20 protein-coding genes and 1 tRNA gene are annotated in these 22,844 nt (G+C 37.2%); 12 read left to right on the forward strand and 9 right to left on the reverse strand.

Going from position 1 to position 22,844, the window contains the following annotated elements; all coding sequences use genetic code 11:
• Window positions 1-33 precede the first annotated feature (33 nt).
• A complete protein-coding gene (locus J4051_RS15915) occupies window positions 34-576 on the reverse strand; it encodes a DUF1599 domain-containing protein (protein WP_208234868.1) in 543 nt (180 codons plus the stop codon).
• Between the two features lie 165 nt (window positions 577-741).
• Between J4051_RS15915 and folP the strand changes: the two genes are divergently transcribed.
• The 3 genes from folP to J4051_RS15930 are packed head-to-tail and all read left to right on the forward strand — an operon-like array spanning window position 742 to window position 3,069.
• Window positions 742-1,563 (forward strand): dihydropteroate synthase, encoded by an 822-nt coding sequence (folP, locus tag J4051_RS15920; RefSeq protein ID WP_208234888.1) that lies wholly within the window; start codon window positions 742-744, stop codon window positions 1,561-1,563.
• A gap of 6 nt (window positions 1,564-1,569) precedes the next feature.
• Window positions 1,570-2,250 (forward strand): hypothetical protein, encoded by a 681-nt coding sequence (locus tag J4051_RS15925; protein WP_208234869.1) that lies wholly within the window; start codon window positions 1,570-1,572, stop codon window positions 2,248-2,250.
• Window positions 2,251-2,286: 36 nt separating this feature from the next.
• On the forward strand, window positions 2,287-3,069 hold the full coding sequence (locus tag J4051_RS15930; RefSeq protein WP_208234870.1) for a diadenylate cyclase: 783 nt from the start codon (window positions 2,287-2,289) through the stop codon (window positions 3,067-3,069).
• Between the two features lie 94 nt (window positions 3,070-3,163).
• On the opposite strand, the gene J4051_RS15935 is transcribed toward J4051_RS15930, so the two are convergent.
• Both J4051_RS15935 and truA read right to left on the reverse strand, forming a co-directional pair.
• Window positions 3,164-4,933 (reverse strand): ABC transporter ATP-binding protein, encoded by a 1,770-nt coding sequence (locus J4051_RS15935; protein WP_208234871.1) that lies wholly within the window; start codon window positions 4,931-4,933, stop codon window positions 3,164-3,166.
• A 3-nt stretch (window positions 4,934-4,936) separates the two neighbouring features.
• Window positions 4,937-5,686: a tRNA pseudouridine(38-40) synthase TruA gene (truA, locus tag J4051_RS15940; protein ID WP_208234872.1), complete on the reverse strand. Its 750-nt coding sequence runs from the start codon at window positions 5,684-5,686 to the stop codon at window positions 4,937-4,939.
• 210 nt (window positions 5,687-5,896) lie between these two features.
• On the opposite strand from truA, the gene J4051_RS15945 reads away from it, so the two are divergent.
• Window positions 5,897-6,388: a metallophosphoesterase family protein gene (locus J4051_RS15945; protein WP_208234873.1), complete on the forward strand. Its 492-nt coding sequence runs from the start codon at window positions 5,897-5,899 to the stop codon at window positions 6,386-6,388.
• Between the two features lie 409 nt (window positions 6,389-6,797).
• Here the strand turns inward: J4051_RS15945 and J4051_RS15950 are convergent, their stop codons facing one another.
• Complete coding sequence (locus J4051_RS15950) at window positions 6,798-7,208, reverse strand: DUF4293 domain-containing protein (protein ID WP_208234889.1); 411 nt, start codon at window positions 7,206-7,208, stop codon at window positions 6,798-6,800.
• A 221-nt stretch (window positions 7,209-7,429) separates the two neighbouring features.
• On the opposite strand from J4051_RS15950, the gene rho reads away from it, so the two are divergent.
• The gene (rho, locus tag J4051_RS15955; protein ID WP_208234874.1) at window positions 7,430-9,202 is read left to right on the forward strand and encodes a transcription termination factor Rho; all 1,773 of its coding nucleotides are present in this window, start codon (window positions 7,430-7,432) and stop codon (window positions 9,200-9,202) included.
• A gap of 149 nt (window positions 9,203-9,351) precedes the next feature.
• Here rho and rpsT read toward each other — a convergent pair whose 3' ends face one another.
• The 3 genes from rpsT to proS form a co-directional block, all read right to left on the reverse strand.
• Complete coding sequence (gene rpsT / locus J4051_RS15960; RefSeq protein WP_208234875.1) at window positions 9,352-9,603, reverse strand: 30S ribosomal protein S20; 252 nt, start codon at window positions 9,601-9,603, stop codon at window positions 9,352-9,354.
• A gap of 26 nt (window positions 9,604-9,629) precedes the next feature.
• Window positions 9,630-9,701: transfer RNA gene (locus J4051_RS15965), tRNA-Glu, on the reverse strand.
• A gap of 145 nt (window positions 9,702-9,846) precedes the next feature.
• Window positions 9,847-11,325, reverse strand: a complete 1,479-nt coding sequence (proS, locus tag J4051_RS15970) for a proline--tRNA ligase (protein ID WP_208234876.1) — start codon at window positions 11,323-11,325, stop codon at window positions 9,847-9,849.
• Window positions 11,326-11,425: 100 nt separating this feature from the next.
• On the opposite strand from proS, the gene J4051_RS15975 reads away from it, so the two are divergent.
• From J4051_RS15975 to J4051_RS16005, 7 genes are all read left to right on the forward strand, one after another.
• On the forward strand, window positions 11,426-12,589 hold the full coding sequence (locus J4051_RS15975; RefSeq protein ID WP_208234877.1) for a hypothetical protein: 1,164 nt from the start codon (window positions 11,426-11,428) through the stop codon (window positions 12,587-12,589).
• 28 nt (window positions 12,590-12,617) lie between these two features.
• On the forward strand, window positions 12,618-14,132 hold the full coding sequence (locus tag J4051_RS15980; RefSeq protein ID WP_208234878.1) for an OmpP1/FadL family transporter: 1,515 nt from the start codon (window positions 12,618-12,620) through the stop codon (window positions 14,130-14,132).
• A 266-nt stretch (window positions 14,133-14,398) separates the two neighbouring features.
• Entirely contained in the window at window positions 14,399-15,076 is a 678-nt protein-coding gene (gene folE / locus J4051_RS15985) for a GTP cyclohydrolase I FolE (RefSeq protein ID WP_208234879.1), read from the forward strand.
• 23 nt (window positions 15,077-15,099) lie between these two features.
• Window positions 15,100-16,581: a cysteine--tRNA ligase gene (gene cysS / locus J4051_RS15990; RefSeq protein WP_208234880.1), complete on the forward strand. Its 1,482-nt coding sequence runs from the start codon at window positions 15,100-15,102 to the stop codon at window positions 16,579-16,581.
• A 36-nt stretch (window positions 16,582-16,617) separates the two neighbouring features.
• Window positions 16,618-16,854 (forward strand): membrane protein insertion efficiency factor YidD, encoded by a 237-nt coding sequence (gene yidD, locus J4051_RS15995; RefSeq protein ID WP_208234881.1) that lies wholly within the window; start codon window positions 16,618-16,620, stop codon window positions 16,852-16,854.
• 226 nt (window positions 16,855-17,080) lie between these two features.
• Window positions 17,081-17,914 carry a prolipoprotein diacylglyceryl transferase gene (lgt, locus tag J4051_RS16000; RefSeq protein ID WP_208234882.1) on the forward strand — a complete coding sequence of 278 codons (834 nt, stop codon included), beginning with the start codon at window positions 17,081-17,083 and terminating at the stop codon, window positions 17,912-17,914.
• Entirely contained in the window at window positions 17,911-18,408 is a 498-nt protein-coding gene (locus J4051_RS16005) for a DUF192 domain-containing protein (protein WP_208234883.1), read from the forward strand. Before lgt ends, J4051_RS16005 begins: the two co-directional genes overlap by 4 nt.
• Window positions 18,409-18,820: 412 nt before the next feature.
• Here the strand turns inward: J4051_RS16005 and secDF are convergent, their stop codons facing one another.
• Window positions 18,821-21,805: a protein translocase subunit SecDF gene (gene secDF / locus J4051_RS16010; protein ID WP_208234884.1), complete on the reverse strand. Its 2,985-nt coding sequence runs from the start codon at window positions 21,803-21,805 to the stop codon at window positions 18,821-18,823.
• A 204-nt stretch (window positions 21,806-22,009) separates the two neighbouring features.
• Window positions 22,010-22,657: a hypothetical protein gene (locus J4051_RS16015; RefSeq protein ID WP_208234885.1), complete on the reverse strand. Its 648-nt coding sequence runs from the start codon at window positions 22,655-22,657 to the stop codon at window positions 22,010-22,012.
• Window positions 22,658-22,844: the final 187 nt, after the last annotated feature.

The following is a 22,844-nucleotide window of genomic DNA, read 5'->3' on the forward strand; positions in this document are numbered from 1 at the left end:
AACTCCAATCGGAGATTGTAAATAGTGCTATACTTATAATTTTTCGTTCAAATGAATTAAGGCAAAGACAGCATAATTGATCATATCCTGATAATTGGCGTCAATACCTTCACTTACCAACGTTTTGCCTGCATTGTCTTCAATTTGTTTTACTCTTAAGAGTTTTTGCAAGATGAGATCAGTCAAACTACTAACTCTCATATCTCGCCATGCCTCACCATAGTCATGATTTTTGTTCATCATCAATTCTTTAGTCAACGCTATTTTTTCATCGTAAAGTTTGGTGGCGACTGCCACAGACATATCTGGTTTTTCAACCACTCCTTTTTCCAATTGAATCAAGGCCATAGTACAATAATTGATGATGCCTATAAACTCACTCTCCTCACCTTCATCTACCTTACGCTCAACATTTTGTTGTAAGCCTCGTATGCGTTGTGCTTTTATAAAAATTTGATCGGTTAAGGATGGGAGCCTCAAAATGCGCCACGCACTTCCATAATCCGACATTTTATCAACAAAGAGATTTCTGCATTTTTCAATAACAGCATCGTATTGTTTTGAGGTATCTTGCATAGAAAATTGGTAATTTTGCGTAAATTTCGCCTAAATAGTTCAGAGTTCAAAGTTCAGGGTTCAAAGTTTTCCAGATATAAAATTATATTTTAGTGAATATCTATAGATTTGACTTTATATCCCTCATAACTTTGAAATTTGAACATAGAAATCAGAATCAACCTCATGACCATCAATTGTAAAGGGCAACTTATTGATTTGACCATTCCCAAAGTCATGGGGATTCTTAATCTTACTCCTGATTCTTTTTATGATGGCGGCCTTTACAAAAATGACGCTGATATTTTAAAGCAAACAGACAAGATGCTTAACGAAGGTGCTGATTTTATCGACATAGGCGCCTATAGTTCTAGACCAAATGCCGTACATATTTCAGAAACTGAAGAATCGCAAAGACTGCTTCCAATTATAAAACTTTTGACAGATGCCTTCCCAAATGTTTTAATATCTGTTGATACCTTTAGAAGCGAAGTCGCCAAACAAGCTATAAGCGCTGGTGCTTCTATGATCAATGACATCTCCGCTGGGAAAATGGACGAGAATATGCTGAACACTGTTGCTGAACTAAAAATTCCTTATATTATGATGCATATGAAGGGCACGCCACAAAATATGCAACAAAATATTACTTATGAGCATTTGACAAAGGAGATACTATTTTACTTTTCTGAACGCATTGCTGTAGCCAGAGCATTAGGTATTGTGGATGTGATTGTGGATCCTGGATTTGGATTTTCAAAAACAACTGCCCAGAATTATGAACTATTAAAGAATTTGGAACTATTTAAAATGTTGGAAAAACCTCTTTTAGTTGGATTTTCCAGAAAATCAATGATCTATAAACCACTTCATACATCGGCAGCCCAAGCCCTTAATGGCACTACGGTTTTAAACACGCTCGCCCTCTATAAAAATGCTTCAATCTTAAGAGTCCATGATGTCAAGGAAGCTAAGGAATGTATTGAACTGACGCAGCAATTAAACTAATAATCCATGAAACATTTATCTCTATTATTACTGCTCTTAATTTTTTCGTGTAACCACGAAAAAACAGTCTTACTTCCTGAAATTGACCATGCGGATATTACTGAAGTCCTCGATATTTCTCCAATCTATATTTTTTATGATGAAACTAAAGCAGACAGCCTTGAACTCAATAGAAACAATGTCATCAGCACGACCAATTGGCTTGTCAATATCGATAAAAGACTCACTTTAGGTCAAGTTATTCCGAAAGTCATCTTATTACAGGACAAAAAGCGGAATGCTGAAGTTCACAAAAATGAAAATTCCAAAAATTATTTTACCTGTAATGATACCAGTATTCAAAACTTAGGTTTTTTAGATTTCACCCATATCATCTACAAGATGAATTCCATTCTTCCAAACGTATCGTCAGATTATTATAATTCTAAAGAAAAACGACTGATCTTGGATTTTAAGGCTCCAAATGACATTAAATTTGTGACGCTTTATAATGATTCCATCATCAAAAAATCAACATTGAAGACCCTCAAAAATGATCTCGATTCCTTACCAAATGGAACAGAATACGATTTAGTCCTGAGTATCAATGATCAATTAACCTTTCAGGACTATATCACCTTCAAATCAACACTTTCTAAAATAGAATCGCCTAATGTGACCATAAATGAAAACGAATTCATTTATTAGCCATAATTTTTTAATTTTACAAAAACATTTTTTGGATTGGACGAGCTTAATTTTTGGGATTTCGGGATTATAGATTTTATTGATGTTTTCCTCGTTGCCATACTTTTATATTATGTCTATAAGCTTATAAAAGGCACTGTTGCCATCAATATATTTATTGGCATCATCATCATCTATTTTGTTTGGAAGTTGACGGCATTTCTTAAAATGGGCCTGCTGAGTTCAATCTTTAGCGGTTTTATGGACGTTGGTATTATTGCGTTAATTGTTGTTTTTCAACCTGAAATAAGAAAATTCCTGTTGATGGTTGGTTCTACCAATTTTGGAAATAAACGAAAATTCTTAAGACATCTCAATTTTCTAAAAACTGAAGGTCAAGTACAAACCGATGTTGATGTTATCATTTCTGCATGCAAAAAAATGGCTTCAACCAGAACAGGAGCACTGATTGTTATTGAGCGCAATAACAACTTGGACTTTTTAACCAGTTCTGGAGATGAGATGAATATTGCCGTCACCCAACCAATCATTGAAAGTATCTTTTTTAAAAATAGCCCATTGCACGATGGCGCCATTGTCATTGCAAGCAATATTGTAAAAGCCACTCGAGTCATTCTTCCTGTCAGTAGTGAAAGGAGCATTCCACAACGTTTTGGACTGCGACATCGAGCAGCTGTTGGGATTACTGAAAAAACCGATGCCCTGGCCATTGCCGTAAGTGAGGAAACCGGACAGATTTCTTATATAAAGAACGGTGAATTTGTGATGTTCAAGGACAATGCGGAACTCATTGAGATGATCAAAAAAGATTTGGCGTAATAGTATAGAGCGTTCAGCTTGTCAAACCAGAGGTCAATAAAATCCCTTTGAAAAAAAGACTCCAAGGTAAATATTAGAGAATTCAACTTAAAGATTACACCGCCTCATTTTTCAAGAACTGTACTTCATATAAATTTCTGTAGTAGCCATTTTCATTTTGAAGTAATTCCTTATGCGTGCCCTGCTCCACAATGCGCCCGGCATCCATCACAATAATGCTATCCGCTTTTTGAATCGTTGCCAAGCGATGGGCGATGACTATGGATGTTCTGTCTTTTGTGATTTTCTCAGTAGCCACTTGCATTAACTGCTCAGAATAGGAATCTACGGAAGAGGTCGCTTCGTCCAAAATCAGGATACTCGGATTGGTCACATAAGCTCTTAAAAAAGAAATCAATTGTCGCTGCCCAGAAGACAGCATCACGCCACGTTCTTTAACGTTATAATGGTACCCGTGGGGCAAACTCATTATAAACTCATGAATCCCAATATCTTTGGCCGCTTTTTGCACATCTTCTTCCGTAATATCTGGATTGTTTAAAGTAATATTATTTAAAATGGTATCGGCAAAAAGGAATACATCCTGGAGCACCACGGCAATTTGAGCTCTTAACGAGGTTAAGGTCATTTCCTTTATATCCACTTCATCAATACAAATTTTTCCTTTTTGAATATCGTAAAAACGGTTCAATAAGTTGATAATGGTTGATTTTCCTGCTCCAGTAGCACCAACAATAGCAATGGTCTGCCCTGATTTAACATCGAAAGATATGTCCTTTAAAACCTCTTCATCATCAATATATGAAAAATGTACATTCTCAAATTTAATGTCGCCCTTAAAAGGTGCGGCTTCAATTTTACCTGCATCATCAATTTGCGATGTGGTATCTAAAACATCAAAAACGCGATTGGCAGCCACAATTCCCATTTGCAACGTATTAAATCTGTTTGCAATTTGGTTCAAAGGTCTGAACAACATTGGAATCATCATGATGAAGGCGAACAAATCACCTTGAGAAGCCAAATCATCAGAAATAATATTGAGTCCCCCGTACCAGACAACCATCCCTAAAGTCAAAGATGATAAAAACTCAGCAATAGGAAAGAACACGGAGTTGTACCAAACCGTTTTTAACCAGCCTTTTTTATGGCGTGCATTGATTTCTTTAAACTTTCGATATTCTGTTTCTTCTCGTGTGAATAACTGCAAGATTTTCATACCCGTGACACGCTCTTGAACAAAGGAATTGAGATTTGAAACTTCGTTACGGACATCTTCAAAAGCGATTTTCATATACTTCTGAAAGATCGTGGTTGCAAAAAGAACAATGGGTAAGGTTGTGAATACCAAAAGACTGAGCTTCCAGTTCATGAAAATCATGACACCACCAACCACCAACATTTTCAAGACATCACTGAAAATCATAAAAAGACCTTCTCCAAAAATATCCGAAATACGCTCCATATCCGTTACCGTCCTCGTAATCAACACACCTACAGAAGAATTGTCAAAATATTTCATTCGGAAACTCATGATATGCTTGAATAGTTTCACTCTAATGTCCTTTACCACAGACTGCCCCAACCAACTGGCATTGTAGATAAATAGCAATTGACAGATGACCTCCAACAGCAACAGGACAATCATGATGATAATATAGAACATAAAACCATCAGACTTTTGAAGTTCAATTTGATTGTCGATGGCTTGTTGTAACACATAAGGTCTCAAAGCCCCAAAAATCGCCAATCCCGTTACAAATAATAAAGTCGATGCAAAAACAAGTTTATAAGGCTTGATGTATTGCATCAATCTCTTGAAGAGGTTCACGTCATAAACTATAGTTTTCTTTTTGGCACTCATATATTATATAGCATTAAGAATCGTTTCGGGATATTCAATATGGATTAAAAATAATCCTTGTGCAGGAACTGAAAAACCGGCTTCGCTCCTATCTTTAGATTTGATAATGTCGTGCAATTGATCAACCTCAAGTTTGCCCAAACCAATATTGACCATCGTTCCCACAATGGCACGTACCATATTCCTTAAAAAACGATCGGCGGTAATAACAAATGTCAATTCGGTATCTTTTAGCTCCCAATACGCTTCTTTAATGTCACAAAAATACGTTTTCACGTCCGTATTACTTTTAGAAAAAGATTGAAACTCATTATACTGCATTAATATTTTACATGCTTCATTCATTTTATCCAGATCTAAAGGTAAATGGATTTTATATGCAAAATCATGTGTAAAGACATTCTTGGTATTCGAAATTCGATAGTGATAGGTTCTGCTAAGCGCATTAAATCTTGCATGTGCTTTATCTCGAACTTCAAAAATACGATGTACGGCAATGTCGTGAGGCAAAAACCAATTAATCTTATAAACCAAGACATCGATATCAAAAGGCTCTTCCATATCAAAGTGGGCATACATTTGAGCAGCATGCACGCCCGCATCCGTACGGCCTGCGCCCATAACTTTAATAGGAGACCTCAACAACGTGGTCAACGCGTGTTCCAAAACCTGTTGCACTGAAACGGCATTGGGCTGTTTCTGCCAACCATGATAGGCTTTTCCGTTGTATGAAAATTCGATAAAATATCTCAAGGCGACTTTGATAGATTTGAAAGCTTATTTAGATGTAAGGGCTATAAACCCATTGATAAAATAAACTAAAATTTGAAAATAGGATTATACATGACTTACCGATAGTTTAATGTCTTTATCACTATTTTTGTGCGTTGCAAAGTTAGTTATTTAAGATTGATGATTAAACGATTGTTGATTTAAGAATTCAAAAATACAGAAAACCCTATTTTGAAAAAAATCCTTCTCCTATCAGACACCCACAGTTATATTGATGACGATATTCTAAAATATGTGAAACAAGCAGATGAAGTATGGCATGCTGGCGATATTGGCGATTTGAAAGTTACGGATACGATAAAAAAACTAAAACCTCTTAGAGCAGTTTACGGTAATATTGACGATACAAAAGCCCGAATGGAATTCCCAGAAAACAACCGATTTATGTGTGAAGACGTGGACGTTTTCATCACTCATATCGGCGGTTATCCTGGAAAGTACACACAACGTGTACGAGAATTGCTTTACCAAAATCCGCCCAAGCTTTTTATTTGTGGCCATTCGCACATTCTTAAGGTCATGCCGGACAAAAAATTGAATCTGCTCCACATGAATCCAGGGGCCATCGGCAAACATGGTTTTCAACAGGTCAGAACGATGCTGCGCTTTACGATTGATGGTAGCAAGATTGATAATTTGGAGGTGATTGAGTTTAAGAAGTGAGATTGATCAATAGAATAGAACACTGATGACGCAGGTTGAGCAGATTTTCAATGATTTTCATCAAGATATCAGCAAAAATCAAAAAATTCAGTGTCATCAGTGTTCCAGCTATTAGATTTCAGAAAATTAGGTGATTTTTAATGTGCCTTATTATAGTATAAAAACTCGATTTAGCACTGCGCAACAGTTTCCCTCCTTTGGAGGGATTAAGGGAGGCCTCGTTCAATGCGCCTTTGGCTTTCAACAACTATAGATGGTGATAAAGAACTTTGAGATCCCGCCCAAAAGCGGGATTAGTTCAACTTACATTTTTGAATGCGTCCTCTGGACTTTTCAAAAATGAGTTTCACTAAAAAAACCCGAGATCTTCACCTCGGGTTTACGCACTAAAAAAATTAAGATAATAGGTTTATCGCAATCTATCAACAGATTTTACAAGATCTTCATCCTTTTTTATGGCCTTGTTGGCTAACACCAAAAACACGATAGAAAAAATAGGAATGAAAATCCCAACGCCTTTCTCTGAAATTTCACTCTCTCCAGGCGCCATTAGCAATAGATACAGAAATAATCCTAATAAAATAAAGTTCAATATGATATTAAGTCGCCCCAAAACAAATTGGAACTTCCTGTTTTTATAATTAAATATAGAAATCAAAGATAAGGCAGCAGATCCAAAAAACATAGCCAAATACATCATATTATCTTTTGCGTACACAGGCACATCCTGTGCGTTGGTCCACAAATGGAATACAAATATCAAACCACATGAAAAAATGGCTGCTATAAGTAAATAAACTGTCTGAATGCGCTGTAACATGTATTGATCTGAAAAATTAAAAGCCAAAATTAACAGTTTCTTTTTAAATCATACAGTTATTTTTAAAATAAAATTGTATTATTGCAACAACATTGTGTTACTCACAGAGTAATAAGCTGTTAAATCTTCAAAATTACATTCGGTTTTTTCCTCTTCTTAATCTCTAAAATAGATTCGGAACGAATCCAATTTCAATTTTACACTAATATTCATAAACATACATGTTTGAAATTTCGCAATTAAAAGAAAAGAAGCTTTCTGATTTACAGGAAATAGCTCAAAAGTTAAATGTACCTAAGTACCGTTCGCTTAAAAAATTAGATTTGGTCTATCAAATCTTGGACTTACAAGCGGCAAATCCGGAAGTGGTGAAAACTGAAATCGGAGCCATCACTGACACTAAAACAGACATTAAGGCTGAAGCCCCAAAAACATCGACACCTCCTCAAAAGAAAAAACGAGAGCGTGTTGTAAAAAAGCCTGCTTCGGATAAGTCACAACAAAAAATGGAATTACCCGAGGAAAAAACTGAAGCAAAAAAGCCCGAAGTTAAAAAGCCTGAACCTAAAGCTGTAGCCCCTAAAGCCCCAGCACCTAAGGCCAAATCCTCAACCGACGCTTCTGATACTCCTAAAAGAGAAAACCCTAGCGTTAAAAGTGCAGAGCACAGGGAGAAAAAACAACACACTCCAAAAGAAAAAGACACCAACAAACCCCAGGCTAAAGACAACAGACAACAGCGTTCGAGTGATAGCAACGGGAATAAATCATCTTCTAAAGATCAGAACCATAATCGCGACAGCAACAATCATTCTTCTTCTAAAGTAAATAACGGGAATAAAGACAATAGAAACCGTTATAGAGAACCTGATTTCGAATTTGATGCAATTATTGAAAGTGAAGGCGTGCTGGATATCATGCAAGATGGCTACGGGTTTTTGCGCTCTTCAGATTATAATTACCTCTCCTCCCCTGACGATATTTATGTCTCTCAATCTCAAATCAGATTATTTGGTCTAAAAACCGGAGATACTGTTCTTGGACATGTAAGACCTCCAAAAGAAGGCGAAAAATATTTTCCTTTAATTAAGGTGAGCAAAATTAATGGTCAGAGACCAGAAGTTGTTAGAGACCGTGTATCTTTTGAACATCTAACGCCATTGTTTCCTCAGGAAAAATTCAATATTGCTGAAAGACAGAGCACGATTTCTACACGAATCATGGATTTGTTTTCACCTATCGGAAAAGGACAGCGTGGTATGATTGTATCACAACCAAAAACAGGTAAAACCATGCTTTTAAAGGATGTTGCAAACGCTATTGCTGCGAACCATCCAGAAGTATATCAAATGATCTTACTGATTGATGAACGCCCTGAAGAGGTCACTGATATGCAACGAAACGTCCGCGGTGAGGTTATTGCATCAACCTTTGACAAGGAAGCTCATGAACACGTTAAAATTGCCAATATCGTTTTAGAAAAAGCAAAACGCTTGGTAGAATGCGGACACGATGTCGTTATTCTTTTAGATTCCATCACACGCTTGGCAAGAGCTTATAATACAGTTCAACCTGCTTCTGGAAAAATATTGAGTGGTGGTGTTGACGCCAATGCCTTACACAAACCAAAACGTTTCTTTGGAGCGGCACGTAATATTGAAAATGGCGGATCATTGACCATTATCGCTACAGCCTTAACAGAAACAGGTTCTAAAATGGATGAAGTAATCTTCGAGGAATTTAAAGGAACAGGTAATATGGAATTACAGTTGGATAGAAAAATATCTAACCGTCGTATTTTCCCTGCTATCGATTTAACATCTTCAAGCACGCGTAGAGACGATCTTTTATTAGATGAGAACACCATTCAAAGAATGTGGGTGATGCGTAAATACCTTGCCGACATGAATCCTGTAGAAGCTATGGAGTTTATCAACGACAGATTCAAGAAGACCAAAAACAACGAAGAGTTTTTAGTGTCGATGAATGGATAAGAAATCATTCAGAACATAAAATAGCAAAGCCCCATATTTTAATTTGGGGCTTTTTTATGTCTAATTGATAAAAGTTCATCAATATAGGACACAAAAAAATCCATTCACTAAGAATGGATTTTCTCTATAGAAACTAAATTTCTTATGTTTTACAAAGAAGCAACGTGCTTAGCCAAACCAGACTTCAAGTTAGCCGCTTTATTATTATGAATAATATTCTTCTTAGCTAATTTATCAATCATAGCTGAAACCGAAGGGAGCATCGCTTGTGCTTCCTGTGCATTCTCCATTTCACGTAACTTTTTAATAGCGTTACGGGTAGTTCTGTGTTTATACCTGTTGGTTAAACGCTTTGACTCACTACTTCTGATTCTTTTTAATGCTGACTTATGATTTGCCATTTTCTTTCTTTCTTTTTAAAAAATTGTAGCCCGTAGGGGAATCGAACCCCTCTTACCAGGATGAAAACCTGGCGTCCTAACCGATAGACGAACGGGCCATTTGTTTATTCAAGGTGCAAATTAATAACATTTTTTATCAATAAGCAAACTTTTCAAATGAACACACAATTGTTTCATTGCGGATGCAAAAATACAACTATTTTTAAATGTTGCAACACCTTAGCAATCTTTTTTTTATTTATTTCAATAAGCCTTCGCAAAAAGCACTCTTCCGTTAGATGTTTTCCCAGTAAATACACAGCTTCCAGCTTCTTTCTTCTGATCTAAGGGCACGCATCTTATGGTTGCTTTTGTGAGTTCCTTTATCTTGTCTTCGGTTTCAGGAGTTCCATCCCAATGCGCTGAAACAAAGCCAGTCTTGGTCTCCAATACAGTTTTAAACTCCTCAAAAGTGTCCACCTCAGTAATATGCGAATTTCTAAAATCTAATGCCTTTTTATATAATGTGTCCTGAATTTCAATGAGCAAATCGTCAATTTTATCAACCAATCCTTCAAGAGGCATATTTTCTTTGGATAAAGTGTCTCTTCTGGCTAGCTCTACCGTTTTATTCTCTAAGTCCTTCGGACCTATAGCTATTCTCAACGGGACGCCCTGCAATTCATATTGTGCGAATTTCGCTCCAGGACGATGTGTTGTGCGATCATCATACTTATAACTGATTCCTTTTTTCTTAAATTCATTTATTAAATTCTTTGCCACAACACCAATCTCCTCCAATTGCTCATCTGTTTTATGAATAGGCACAATCACTACATGTATTGGTGCCAAATTAGGAGGCAGAACAAGCCCTTTATCATCACTGTGCGTCATGATCAAGGCGCCGACCAAACGTGTAGAAACACCCCAAGAAGTCGCCCATACATAATCCAGCTTGCCTTCATTGTTTGTGAATTTTACATCAAAAGCCTTGGCGAAATTTTGTCCCAAGAAATGAGATGTTCCTGCCTGTAGCGCTTTTCCATCTTGCATCAATGCCTCAATACAGTAAGTCTCTTCAGCACCGGCAAAACGTTCACTTTCGGTCTTTACGCCCTGGATTACAGGAATTGCCATGAAGTTTTCAGCAAAATCAGCATAAACCTGATTCATTAATTGTGCTTCAGCCAAAGCTTCTGACTTGGTTGCATGAGCTGTATGTCCTTCTTGCCATAAAAACTCTGCAGTTCTCAAAAATAAGCGCGTACGCATTTCCCAACGCACCACATTGGCCCATTGGTTGATCAGGATTGGCAAATCTCTATAGCTTTGGATCCATCCCTTATATGTACTCCAAATAATGGCTTCACTAGTTGGGCGCACCACAAGCTCTTCTTCCAATTTAGCTTCCGGATCCACTCGTAACTTACCTGGGTTATCGGGATCATTTTGTAAACGGTAATGGGTTACCACAGCACACTCTTTAGCAAAACCTTCGGCATTCTTTTCTTCTGCTTCAAATAAGCTTTTCGGTACAAAAAGAGGAAAATAAGCATTTTGATGCCCCGTTTCTTTGAACATCCTGTCCAATTCTGCCTGCATTTTTTCCCAAATTGCATAGCCGTAAGGCTTAATGACCATACAGCCTCTAACTGCGGAGTTCTCAGCTAAATCGGCCTTTACGACCAACTCGTTGTACCATTTGGAATAGTCTTCCGCTCTACTTGTAAGATTTTTACTCATTACCTGGGTTTTGGCACAAAAGTTGTGCTTATGTTAAATAAATAAATAGTTCGACAAAACTAACTATTTTTGTAATGTTCAACAATAAAAACAAATAGATATGCAATTTAAAACTTACTTATATCGCAGGTTGCCATTTTTTGTTGCACTAAGCTTACTTTTCTTATTAGCTTCTTGTGGATCATACCAGTACGCTGGTTATGAAAATGATGGTATTTACAGCTCTGAAGTCCCACAGTACGAAGTCTACTATGAAGATGCTCCAGTTAATAACAATAGTTATTACAAAGAGTTTTTCGGACAGAAATCACAACAATTTGAGCAAATAGCTCATAATGACAATGTTATTTTTACCAATATTGACGATTATCAAGGAAACTATTCTGACGAAAATGATGATATCCAATATGAAGACGGCTACGCTGGATGGGGTCAGAACAGTCAAAATGTGGATATAAACGTGTATTACAATAACGCAGGTTGGTACCCATATAGCAGATTTGGCTATTACCCATATAGTGGATGGGGTTACTCAGGTTGGGGCTATTCGGGTTTCTATAATCCTTTTTATTCCTATGGCTATTACCCAGGATATTACCCTTACTATGGATATGGATATGGCTACGGATTTGGGTATGGCTACGGTTACGGACATAATTATGGCTATGGACATTATCCTTATTACAACAATTATTATCGCAACAGTCGAAATGTATCCTATAGTCAGGGAAGACGTGGAAGTGTATATTCAAACGTAAATCGTTCATCTACTTTAAACAGAAACAACTCGAGTTTAAACAATTCGAATATTGGAAGACGTAGTACAATTAACTCTTCAAATAGAAGTTCAAGAGATAATTCTGTAAACAGCACGATCAATAGACGAAGTTCTAATAGTGTTAATCGCTCTTCTACAGATACCAGAACTCGAACAAATACAAACAGAAACACTCAACCGGCTACAAGAACCAACACCAATAGAAGAAAGGTTCAACCAGCTACAAGAACCAATACAAATAGAAATGTTCGACCTGCAACACGAACCAGATCTAATAATTCTGGCACGAGAAGAAGTGGTGGCAACACGAGAGGTGGTGGGAATAATGTTTCTACACCAAGTTCAAGGAGCAATTCAAATTACACAGCACCATCACGCTCTAGCTCTTCATCGGCTCCGGCCGTAAGGAGTAGCGCTCCATCAAGATCTTCTTCTCCCGCTCCCGCAAGAAGTTCTAGTGGATCATCAAGACGCGGTGGTAGTTAGAAAACTCAGAATACAAAAAAATTAATATATGAAAAAGTTAAATTTACTGTTCATAGCGGCCCTATCTATGTCCAGTATTATGGCTCAGGACATCACTGACGCCGTGAGATATTCACAAGATGAAGTCCAGGGAACTGCAAGATTTAGAAGTATGAGTGGTGCATTTGGAGCGCTTGGTGGGGATATGTCTGCCGTGAGCATCAATCCTGCGGGATCGTCAATTTTCACTACGAGCCATGCCTCGATATCCGTATCAAATTTAGGCACTAAAAACGACATTAATTATTTCAACGGCGCGAGTTCCTCATCAGATTCCAAATTTGACTTAAATCAAACGGGAGCAGCATTTGTCTTTAACAATACAAATCCTAATTCTCCTTGGAAGAAATTCTCACTAGGGGTTGCCTACGACAAAATATCCAATTTCGAGAATTCTTGGAATGTTAGGGGTGTTAATACAAACTCCAAATCCATTGGCGATTATTTTCTTGGGCACGCCCAAGGATTAAGACTGGACCAGATTTCCGCTCTTGATAACGAGAGTTTATCCACCGCCTATTCAGAAATCAATAGGCTTTATGGATTTGCCAACCAGCAAGCCTTTTTGGGTTACGAGTCTTATATTCTTGAGCCAGGTATGGACACCGACGACAATACTTCATACACTTCCAATATTGTTGGAAACAACTTTGATCAAGGATACATCTATGCTGCTTCAGGATTTAACGGAAAATTCAGCTTTAATGCATCCACACAATACGGCGACAACTTTTACTTTGGACTGAATTTGAATTCTCATTTTATCAATTACGATAAATTTACCGACATCCATGAAACCAACAACAATTCTGGTTCTTTGGTGAGGGATGTTAGGTTTCAAAATGCATTGTCTACAATAGGTAGTGGGTTTTCATTTCAATTGGGTGCGATTGCAAAAATAAATGATGATTTACGTGCAGGATTGTCTTATAATTCCCCTACTTGGTACACGATTTCGGAAGAGACTACACAATATCTTGGAACTATAATGAATGATGCTAGTTCTGTCATTATCGATCCTTATGTTGTCAACGTCTATCCAGATTACAAACTACAAACCCCAGGAAAAGTCACTGGAAGTTTGGCTTATATATTTGGCGACCAAGGCTTGATTAGTTTTGATTATTCTCTAAAAAACTACGGAAACACAAAATTCAAACCGACATCTGATGCTTATTTCTCTACTCAGAATAGCATTATCAGCAGCACTTTAAAAAATGCTTCTACTTACAGAGTTGGTGGTGAATATAGAATTAAGCAAGTAAGCCTTAGAGGGGGTTACCGATTTGAAGAAAGCCCTTATGAAAACAACTCCTTTTATGGCGATTTAAATGGATACTCTTTGGGCTTAGGGTTTAATTTTGGAAATGTCAAATTAGATGTTGCCTATGATCACGCGCAAAGAGAATATAACCAACAGTTATATGCAGTTGGCCTAACAGATGCCGCTTACATTGACACCAAAAACTCTAATTTCACACTGACCTTAGCGTTTAGTTTATAAGACTCTTGTCTCAACAATATTGCAAAAAGCATTCTCCAAAAGAGAGTGCTTTTTCAATTTGGCACCACTTTCAATTTTTAAAAGTATAGGAATTGTATGGATTGATTCCCATAGCAATTACGGCATTAAAAATCCGAGAATATGCAAAAGCAATAATACAGGCAACCTAATGTTATGGTTTTATTTTTGTTTATCTTTGCACCTTATTTCATCTAAAATTGCTCCTTTAACAGAGTTTGTGACGTTGATCGATTTACAAAACGACTATGAAAACAGATAAAAACATTCAAGATATTGATGCCTTTGGTGATGACCATGTGGGCAGCTCAGCAGACACACCCATGCGTAGTGACGCTTTTAAACTTACTCCTGACGAGAAAATAGACATTATCAAGGACGATGTGAGACACATCATGGAAACACTAGGTCTCGATCTTAATGACGATAGTCTTAAAGGAACACCCCTACGTGTCGCAAAAATGTTTGTTAAAGAAATATTTGGCGGTTTGAGTCCTGACAAAAAACCAAGTGCATCCACCTTTGACAACAAATATAAATATGGTGAAATGTTGGTTGAAAAAAACATCACCGTGTATTCCACTTGTGAACACCATTTACTACCCATAGTAGGCAAGGCACATGTGGCATATATTAGCAACGGCACCGTGATAGGACTTTCTAAAATGAATAGAATTGTTGACTATTATGCCAAGCGACCTCAAGTGCAAGAGCGTCTCACTATTCAAATAGTGAACGAATTGCAACAAGCACTTGGTACTGAGGATGTAGCCTGCGTCATGGATGCCAAACATTTATGCGTCAACTCACGTGGGATTAGAGACGTAGCAAGCAGCACAGTGACTTCAGAGTTTGGTGGCCAGTTTAAAAATCCAGAAACCCGTCGTGAATTTTTAGATTATATCAAATTAGACACTGATTTTTAATTTAATCAAAACTTAAAAGACCGATGCCACTTTACAAAGACAATCATATAAAAATATACAATTCCTTATCAGGAGAAAAAGAGACCTTTACACCAATAAGCGAAGGCTATGTAGGCATGTACGTATGTGGTCCTACTGTCTATAGCAATGTGCATTTGGGAAATGTGAGAACATTTATGTCTTTTGATGTGATTTTTAGATATCTAAAGCATTTGGGTTACAAAGTTCGATATGTACGAAATATTACAGATGCTGGACATTTGGAAAATGATGCCGACGTTGGAGAAGATCGTATCGCCAAAAGAGCACGTTTAGAAGAAATTGAACCTATGGAAGTTGTACAGCGCTATACTGTTGATTTTCACAACATCCTTAATAAATTCAATTTTTCACCTCCAAGCATTGAACCAACAGCAACGGGACATATCATCGAACAGATCGAAATCATCAAAGTCATTCTTGAAAAAGGATTGGCCTATGAAATCAATGGCTCTGTATATTTTGATGTTTTAAAATATAATGAAACCAAGCCTTACGGAATTTTAAGCAAAAGAAACGTTGAGGATCTAATGCACAATTCCCGTGAACTTGATGGTCAGAGCGATAAGAAAAACCCGCAGGACTTTGCCCTTTGGAAAAAAGCCGAACCATTACATATTATGCGCTGGCCGTCGCCATGGAGTGATGGTTTCCCAGGCTGGCATTTAGAGTGTACGGCAATGAGCACGAAATATTTGGGTGAACAATTCGATATTCATGGTGGAGGAATGGATTTGAAATTCCCGCATCACGAATGTGAAATTGCACAAGCTGAAGCTTGTAATAATAAAGCTCCGGTCAATTATTGGATGCATGCCAATATGTTGATTATGAACGGCAAAAAGATGGCAAAATCTACTGGCAATTTTATTTTACCGACGGAGATTTTCTCAGGAGACAATCCCCACATCACTAAGGCCTTTACGCCAAGTGTTGCAAGATTTTTTATGCTTCAGGCGCATTATAGAAGTATCTTGGATTTTACCAATAACGGACTTTTAGCAAGCGAGAAAGGTTTTTTCAGGTTGATGGATGCCATTAACATTTTAGATGAATTGACCTCATCCACTACCTCAACATTCAATATTGAGGAATGGCGTCAAAAGTGTTACGAGGCGATGAATGACGACTTCAATACGCCAATTCTTATCGCTAATTTATTTGAAGCCGTTAAATTCATCAATCAACTAAAAGAAGGTACTGCCACCATTACAGAAGATGATTTAACACTTCTAAAGAAAACTGTTCACACCTTCGCATTTGATGTCTTAGGATTGGTCAACGCTACGTCATCAGAAAGTGGTACAGAGAAACTTTCAGGTGCTGTGGAACTTTTGATCCAATTAAGACAGGAAGCAAGAGCAAATAAAGATTTCGCGACATCTGACAAGATTCGTGACGAGCTCGCTGCTGCAGGCATTCAATTGAATGACGGAAAGGAAGGAACGACGTTCACGACTAATTAAAAATCCTTTCCAAAGGATAATGCCTTGCTCACTGTGATGAAGAAAGTATTGACATATCCGTTTTTGTTATTAATTAAGGTGTATCAAACCTTTATTTCACCATTGACTCCCGCAACCTGTAGATTTCAACCTACATGCTCTGCTTACGCAAAGGAAGCCCTTGAGAAGCATGGGCTTTTTAAAGGTGGTTGGCTGGCTACAAAACGAATTTTCAGTTGTCATCCTTGGGGCAAATCTGGGTATGACCCCGTACCGGATAGTAAAGACAATTAAGGATGTTTGATTTTTCGTCATCTGACGAACTATAAATCATCAAACTCTCATTCTCTAAAATAGATTTGAATCATTTTCACAGAACGATGATCTCTGTGTACAAAAGTTATTTATTATCAGAAGTGACAATTGAGTCCTTTTATTAAAGCTTTCGTAAATTTCAATAGCATTACTGCTTATTACTTTTCAAAATATTATCTTTACCCTTCTAATTAAATTTTACTCCATGCATGCACTTAAAATAGTCTGGGATCCTACAAAAGGAATCGATATTCTTGGTTTTACATTACATTTTTATAGCGTGATGTGGATTGTAGCCTTCATTCTGGGTTTTTTAATAATGAAGCGTATTTATAAGAATGAAAATCAAACTGAAGAATCCTTAGACTCTTTATTTATCTATTCGGTTATTGGGATTATGCTTGGTGCTCGTTTGGGCCATGTCTTTTTTTATCAACGTGAACTGATTTCTGAAGATTTTTTCAGCATATTTTTACCTTTTAAGTTTAAAGGAGGCTTTGAATTCACAGGATTTCAAGGTTTGGCAAGCCATGGTGCCGCCATTGGTATGATTATCTCCATGTATCTTTATAACAAGAAAGTATTGCGTAAATCAGTTCTTTGGATCTTAGACCGGGTAGTCATTCCTGTAGCTGCAGGTGCTGTATTTGTCAGGCTTGGAAATTTCATCAATTCTGAAATTGTAGGTAAACCAACCGGCACCGATTTTGGTGTCGTTTTTGCACAAAATGGCGAAGCATTTCCAAGACATCCCGCACAACTTTACGAAGCATTTTGCTATATTTTTGTGTTTATTGCGCTTTGGCTTTTTTATTGGAAAAGCAAGAAAAGTGAACAGCAAGGTTTTCTTTTCGGACTCTTTTTAGTGCTTCTATGGGTTGTGAGATTTTTCGTTGAATTTGTCAAGGAACCCCAAAGTGAACATGAATATATAGCAACTTCAACCCTCAATACGGGCCAAATGCTGAGTATTCCTTTTATACTCATTGGATTGTATTTTATGTTCTTCTATAAACCTAAACAACAACACACATCATGAAAAAGTCTGCATTTAAACTCTTAGTGATGCTTGCTTTAGGTGGTTCCTTTTTACAGTTTCAAAGTTGTAAAGAGGAGCAAAAGACAATCAAACCGTTGGTCATTGAATTTAAAAAAGAAGCTGAACTCGTGCTAAAAACAGCCAATGACAGCATCATTAAAAAGTTAGACATAGAAATTGCCGATGACGAGTACAAAACCCAAACAGGGCTTATGTACCGTGATGAAATGGGAGAACTCCAAGGTATGTTATTCGTATTTCCAGATGAAGATTTACGTTCATTTTACATGAAAAACACCAACATTCCATTAGATATCATTTATATCGATGCCAATAAAACAATAGTTAGTTTTCAAAAGAATGCAAGGCCCAATAATGAAACGTCATTGCCTTCCAATGTCCCTGCAAAATATGTTCTGGAAATCAATGCAGGTTTATCAGATCAATGGCAATTGGAAGTTGGAGATAAAATGGAGTATAAAAAGGTGGAGTGAAACTTAGGTCGCAGTTTACAGTCGCAGTTTACGGAATTACCTCCTTGTAGAATTCAACGAAACATTTAAACAACCGTCCCTGAACTAAGTATACCGATTAGCATTTAGTCCTATTTTGAAACATCACATCTACTTAAAGAAAGTCATAGAATACTGAATTCAATTATCTCAAGCAACCTATTGGAAGACTTCTTCTTGGCAATTTTATAGCCTGTTCAACATAGCTGCTATTTATCCGCTACATCCAATTAGACTATGTGATTAGTCAGATTCATCTTTCATACATCATTCGATAATAATAAATATCAATAATCCTAATTATGATTCAGCTACAATTATGATCACTTAAAAACATAAAAAAAAGGCCGCTCAATGAGCGGCTTTTTTTTAATATTAATGATTTATAAGGAGCTTATATTTTTGAATCCTCATCAAGAACTTCACCCTTGTTTTTTAATGTGTCATACATTAATGGTGTTGCTACAAAGATAGATGAGTAGGTTCCTACCACAATACCAACTATAATAGCAAAGAGTAAGCCTCTCAATGAATCAGCACCCAATAGGAACATCGCCAACAACACCACCAAAGTGGTCAATGAGGTATTCAATGTTCTACTAATCGTGCTGTTGATTGCAAAGTTGATATTACGTCCTCTTGCAAAGCCTCCACGTTCTAAAACGGTCTCTCTAACCCGGTCAAAAATAATTACCGTATCGTTCAAGGAATATCCAATCACCGTCAAAATTGCCGCAATAAACGCTTGATCAATCTCCATTGAAAATGGCATAAATCTATGAGCAAACGAGAAGATACCCAATACAATAATCACATCATGGAATACAGCCGAAACCGCTCCAAGAGAGAATTGCCATCTTTTAAATCGCAGCAAGATATACAAGAACACAACGACCAACGATCCGATGACCGCCCAAAACGACTCCGTTTTGATATCATCAGCAATGGTTGGACTCACCTTACTTGAGAACATCTGCCCTATCTTCTTATCACCTGAGCCTACCTTAAAGTCTTCAAAAGTCATCCCCTTTGGAAGGTACGGGATCAAGGTTTCAAAAAGTTCCGATTGTACTTTTTCATCCGCTTCTGCGGTATTGACATCTACCAAATATTTTGTAGATATTTTTAACTGGTGCGAACTTCCAATGGTTTTTACCTCAGCACTTCCAAAAGCATCCAAGACATCCGCCTTAACTTCTTCTGGGTTTACCTCTTGTGCAAAACGTACCTGATAGGTTCTACCTCCAACAAAATCAATACCTTGATCCAATTTTTTAGTAAATAAAGAAAACAAACTCAAAGCAATGGCTATTGCCGATATAACATAGGATACTTTTCTTTTGTTGATGAAATCGATATTCATATTTTGGAAAAGACCTTTGGTGACTGCCGTTGTAAACGTCAAGTTTTTACCTTTATCAATATACCAATCGACCAACAATCTTGTAATAAAAATTGCAGTAAACAATGAAGTCACAATACCAATGATTAAGGTTGTTGCGAAACCTTTAATCGGCCCTGTACCAAATACAAATAAAATAATTGCCGTTAATAAAGTGGTGATGTTGGCATCCAAAATTGACGACAAGGCATTGCTAAATCCATCCTTTACAGCTTCACGCCTACCTTTGCCCTTGGCCAACTCCTCCTTGATCCGTTCAAAAATGATCACGTTTGCATCAACGGACATACCAATGGTCAATACAATACCAGCCAAACCAGGAAGTGTTAAAACAGCTCCCAATCCAGACAGGACTCCAAAAATCAATAAGATGTTCAATAATAAGGCAATATCAGCAAATAGACCACCTCTACCGTAATAGATAATCATCCAAACTAATACCAGTGACAATGCAATCAAGAAAGATGACGTACCACTCTCAATAGCTTCCTGTCCTAAGGAGGCACCTACTTCGTCCGCCTGTACAATATCAGCCTTAGCAGGTAATTTACCAGCCCTTAGTACGTTGGCCAAGTCAATGGCTTCATTAAGCGTAAAAGAACCTGAAATTTCAGAATTCCCACCTGAAATAGGCCCAGTAGTTACACCTGGAGCAGAATACACAACATCATCAAGAACAATTGCAATTTGACTTTGTTGGGTATAGGCCCTTCCGGTCATTTCTTCCCAGATCTTGGCACCTTTACTGTTCATCTGCATGCTTACCGTAGGTTGATTTCTTTGGTTGTAAGCTTGACGTGCATCAGTAACAACCGCACCACTCAATTCGGGCGTGTTATCTCTATTACCTTTAATGGCGTACAAATCAATAAACTCACTGTTTTTGGCTTGAATGCCCCACGCAAATTTCACATAACGTTGATCTGTTGGCAATAAAGAACGTACCTGTGGCATGTTCAAATAATCCATGATCAGATCCTTATCTTTCGCTTCAAAGGTTGCCACAACTGGACCACCAGCACCGTAACCTCTCAATAAATCTAAAATTGGATTCTCACCAACTTCGGTAGAATCCGTATCAATAACACCAGTCAGTTCTTTGATTCTGCTATCAGCATCATCGATGGTGTCAGTTACGATTTCAGAATCTGCAACTTCACTTTTAGCATCTTTATTGACTAAAGGCTTTAAAACTTCATTGGCTTGTGCCAAGAATGGAAGAAACTCCTCTCCTTTGTACACATCCCAAAACTCCAATTGTGCCGTACTTTGCAATAGGTTTTTGATACGCTCTACATCCTTTGCGCCTGGAAGCTCTACAAGAATCCGTCCAGTGTTTCCTAAACGCTGAATGTTCGGAGAGGTCACCCCAAACTTGTCAATACGTTTACGTAAGACCTCAAATGCAGAGACAATGGATTCATCTACTTTTTGTCTGATGATAGGCTGTACAGCACGGTCTGACATATCAAAAGTGATTTCCTCACTTAAGGTTCTATTAGCAAAAATATCTGGAGATGCTAATTTCTGATCACCTTTTATTTTATCAAAAGCGATAAAAAAGTCATCAACATAAGCATTCTGACTTGTTTTCTGAAGCTCAGATGCATCATCTAAAGCTTTGTTGAAAACAGGGTCTTTACTGTTGTTCGAAAGACCTTTTAAAATATCCTTTACAGAAATTTCAAGAATAACGTTGATCCCTCCTTTAAGGTCAAGACCCAAATTCATGGCTTTATCTCTTACCTCATTATAGGTATAGTTCGTAATACCAAGATTAAAGACTTCTTGATTGCCAATAGAATCTAAATAATTGGCCTCATAGTCAGCCCTTAGTTCAGGGTCGTCAGTTTTACGTGCTGCAATCTCTTCGGCACGATTTTCAATTTGGTTAGCTTTGAATGTAAATGATAGCTGATAGATACTTACCAACCCAAATAACACAGCAAACAGCTTTACTAATCCTTTGTTTTGCATTATTTTAATTTTTTTTAAGTCAAATTTTTCAACGCGCAAATATAGAGTTTACGGACGATTTGACAATTGTTTTTTATGATTATATACGAATTGTATAAAGCCTAAAAAGCCTTATGTGAATGAGCACTGCTTTTTGAACAGCTCATTGTTTAATTTGGAAATAAAAAGGGAAGCATGGAAGCTTTCAATGAAACTTCAAACCCTTTAAGATAAAGGGCCTGCCCTGACTTCAGGGATTTTATGGGAACAATATTCCTTTGTGATAGCCGCATATCTCTGAAAGCTAAAATTGGCTTTTAGAGTATGATTATTGACTTCAGGATATCCAACATAAGAAGGGATATAAAAATTATAATTTACGAAACGATGGTGCTTCGTTTTTAATTCCAAGGCACATTTCCCTCCTAAATCGGAATTGGAAGGTTGACCTTGTTGAATTTCATAAACGTCAAGATTATAAGCTATAGACTCTTTTTTGGTGGGAAATTTTAAAGGATTTTCTTTTTTTTCAGAAGAAAAAAGCCCCAGGGCGAGTTCATTTTGCTCAGAAAGCATTTTTTTAATGCCTTCTACATTAGTATCACTATAATAACTAATGACCAATCTGCCATCTTCCTGTCCACTGATTTGAATATGGGAAACACCAATGCGATGTAACTCCTTTTCAACAATGGTAATGGTATGTTTCGCATCATTCAGAGAGATATTCTCATTGGCAAACTGTACTACAATTTCCTGATTTGGAACAATAGATTTCTGCTGACCTAAAACACCACCTAGCACAGCAATGAAAATTAGTGCTGCACTGATGAACCATTTTGGTTGTAATTTTATGTCTTTAATAGATTTCAATAGTTGTATTTTGAATCCAATCTGAAGCTTCAGAAATCGAAATTTAACAGTGGATATTCAATCGGCAAATATATAAAAAAATACTCCCGATTGCTATCGCATAGGCGTCAACTTAAGAGATGTTAAAATAGATTGTTTCCATAGCATTTATGCGATCTTTCCTCGATTCATACATCGCATAATATTT

The sequence above is a fragment of the Gelidibacter pelagius genome, assembly GCF_017581925.1.
Classification (GTDB): Bacteria; Bacteroidota; Bacteroidia; order Flavobacteriales; family Flavobacteriaceae; genus Gelidibacter; species Gelidibacter pelagius.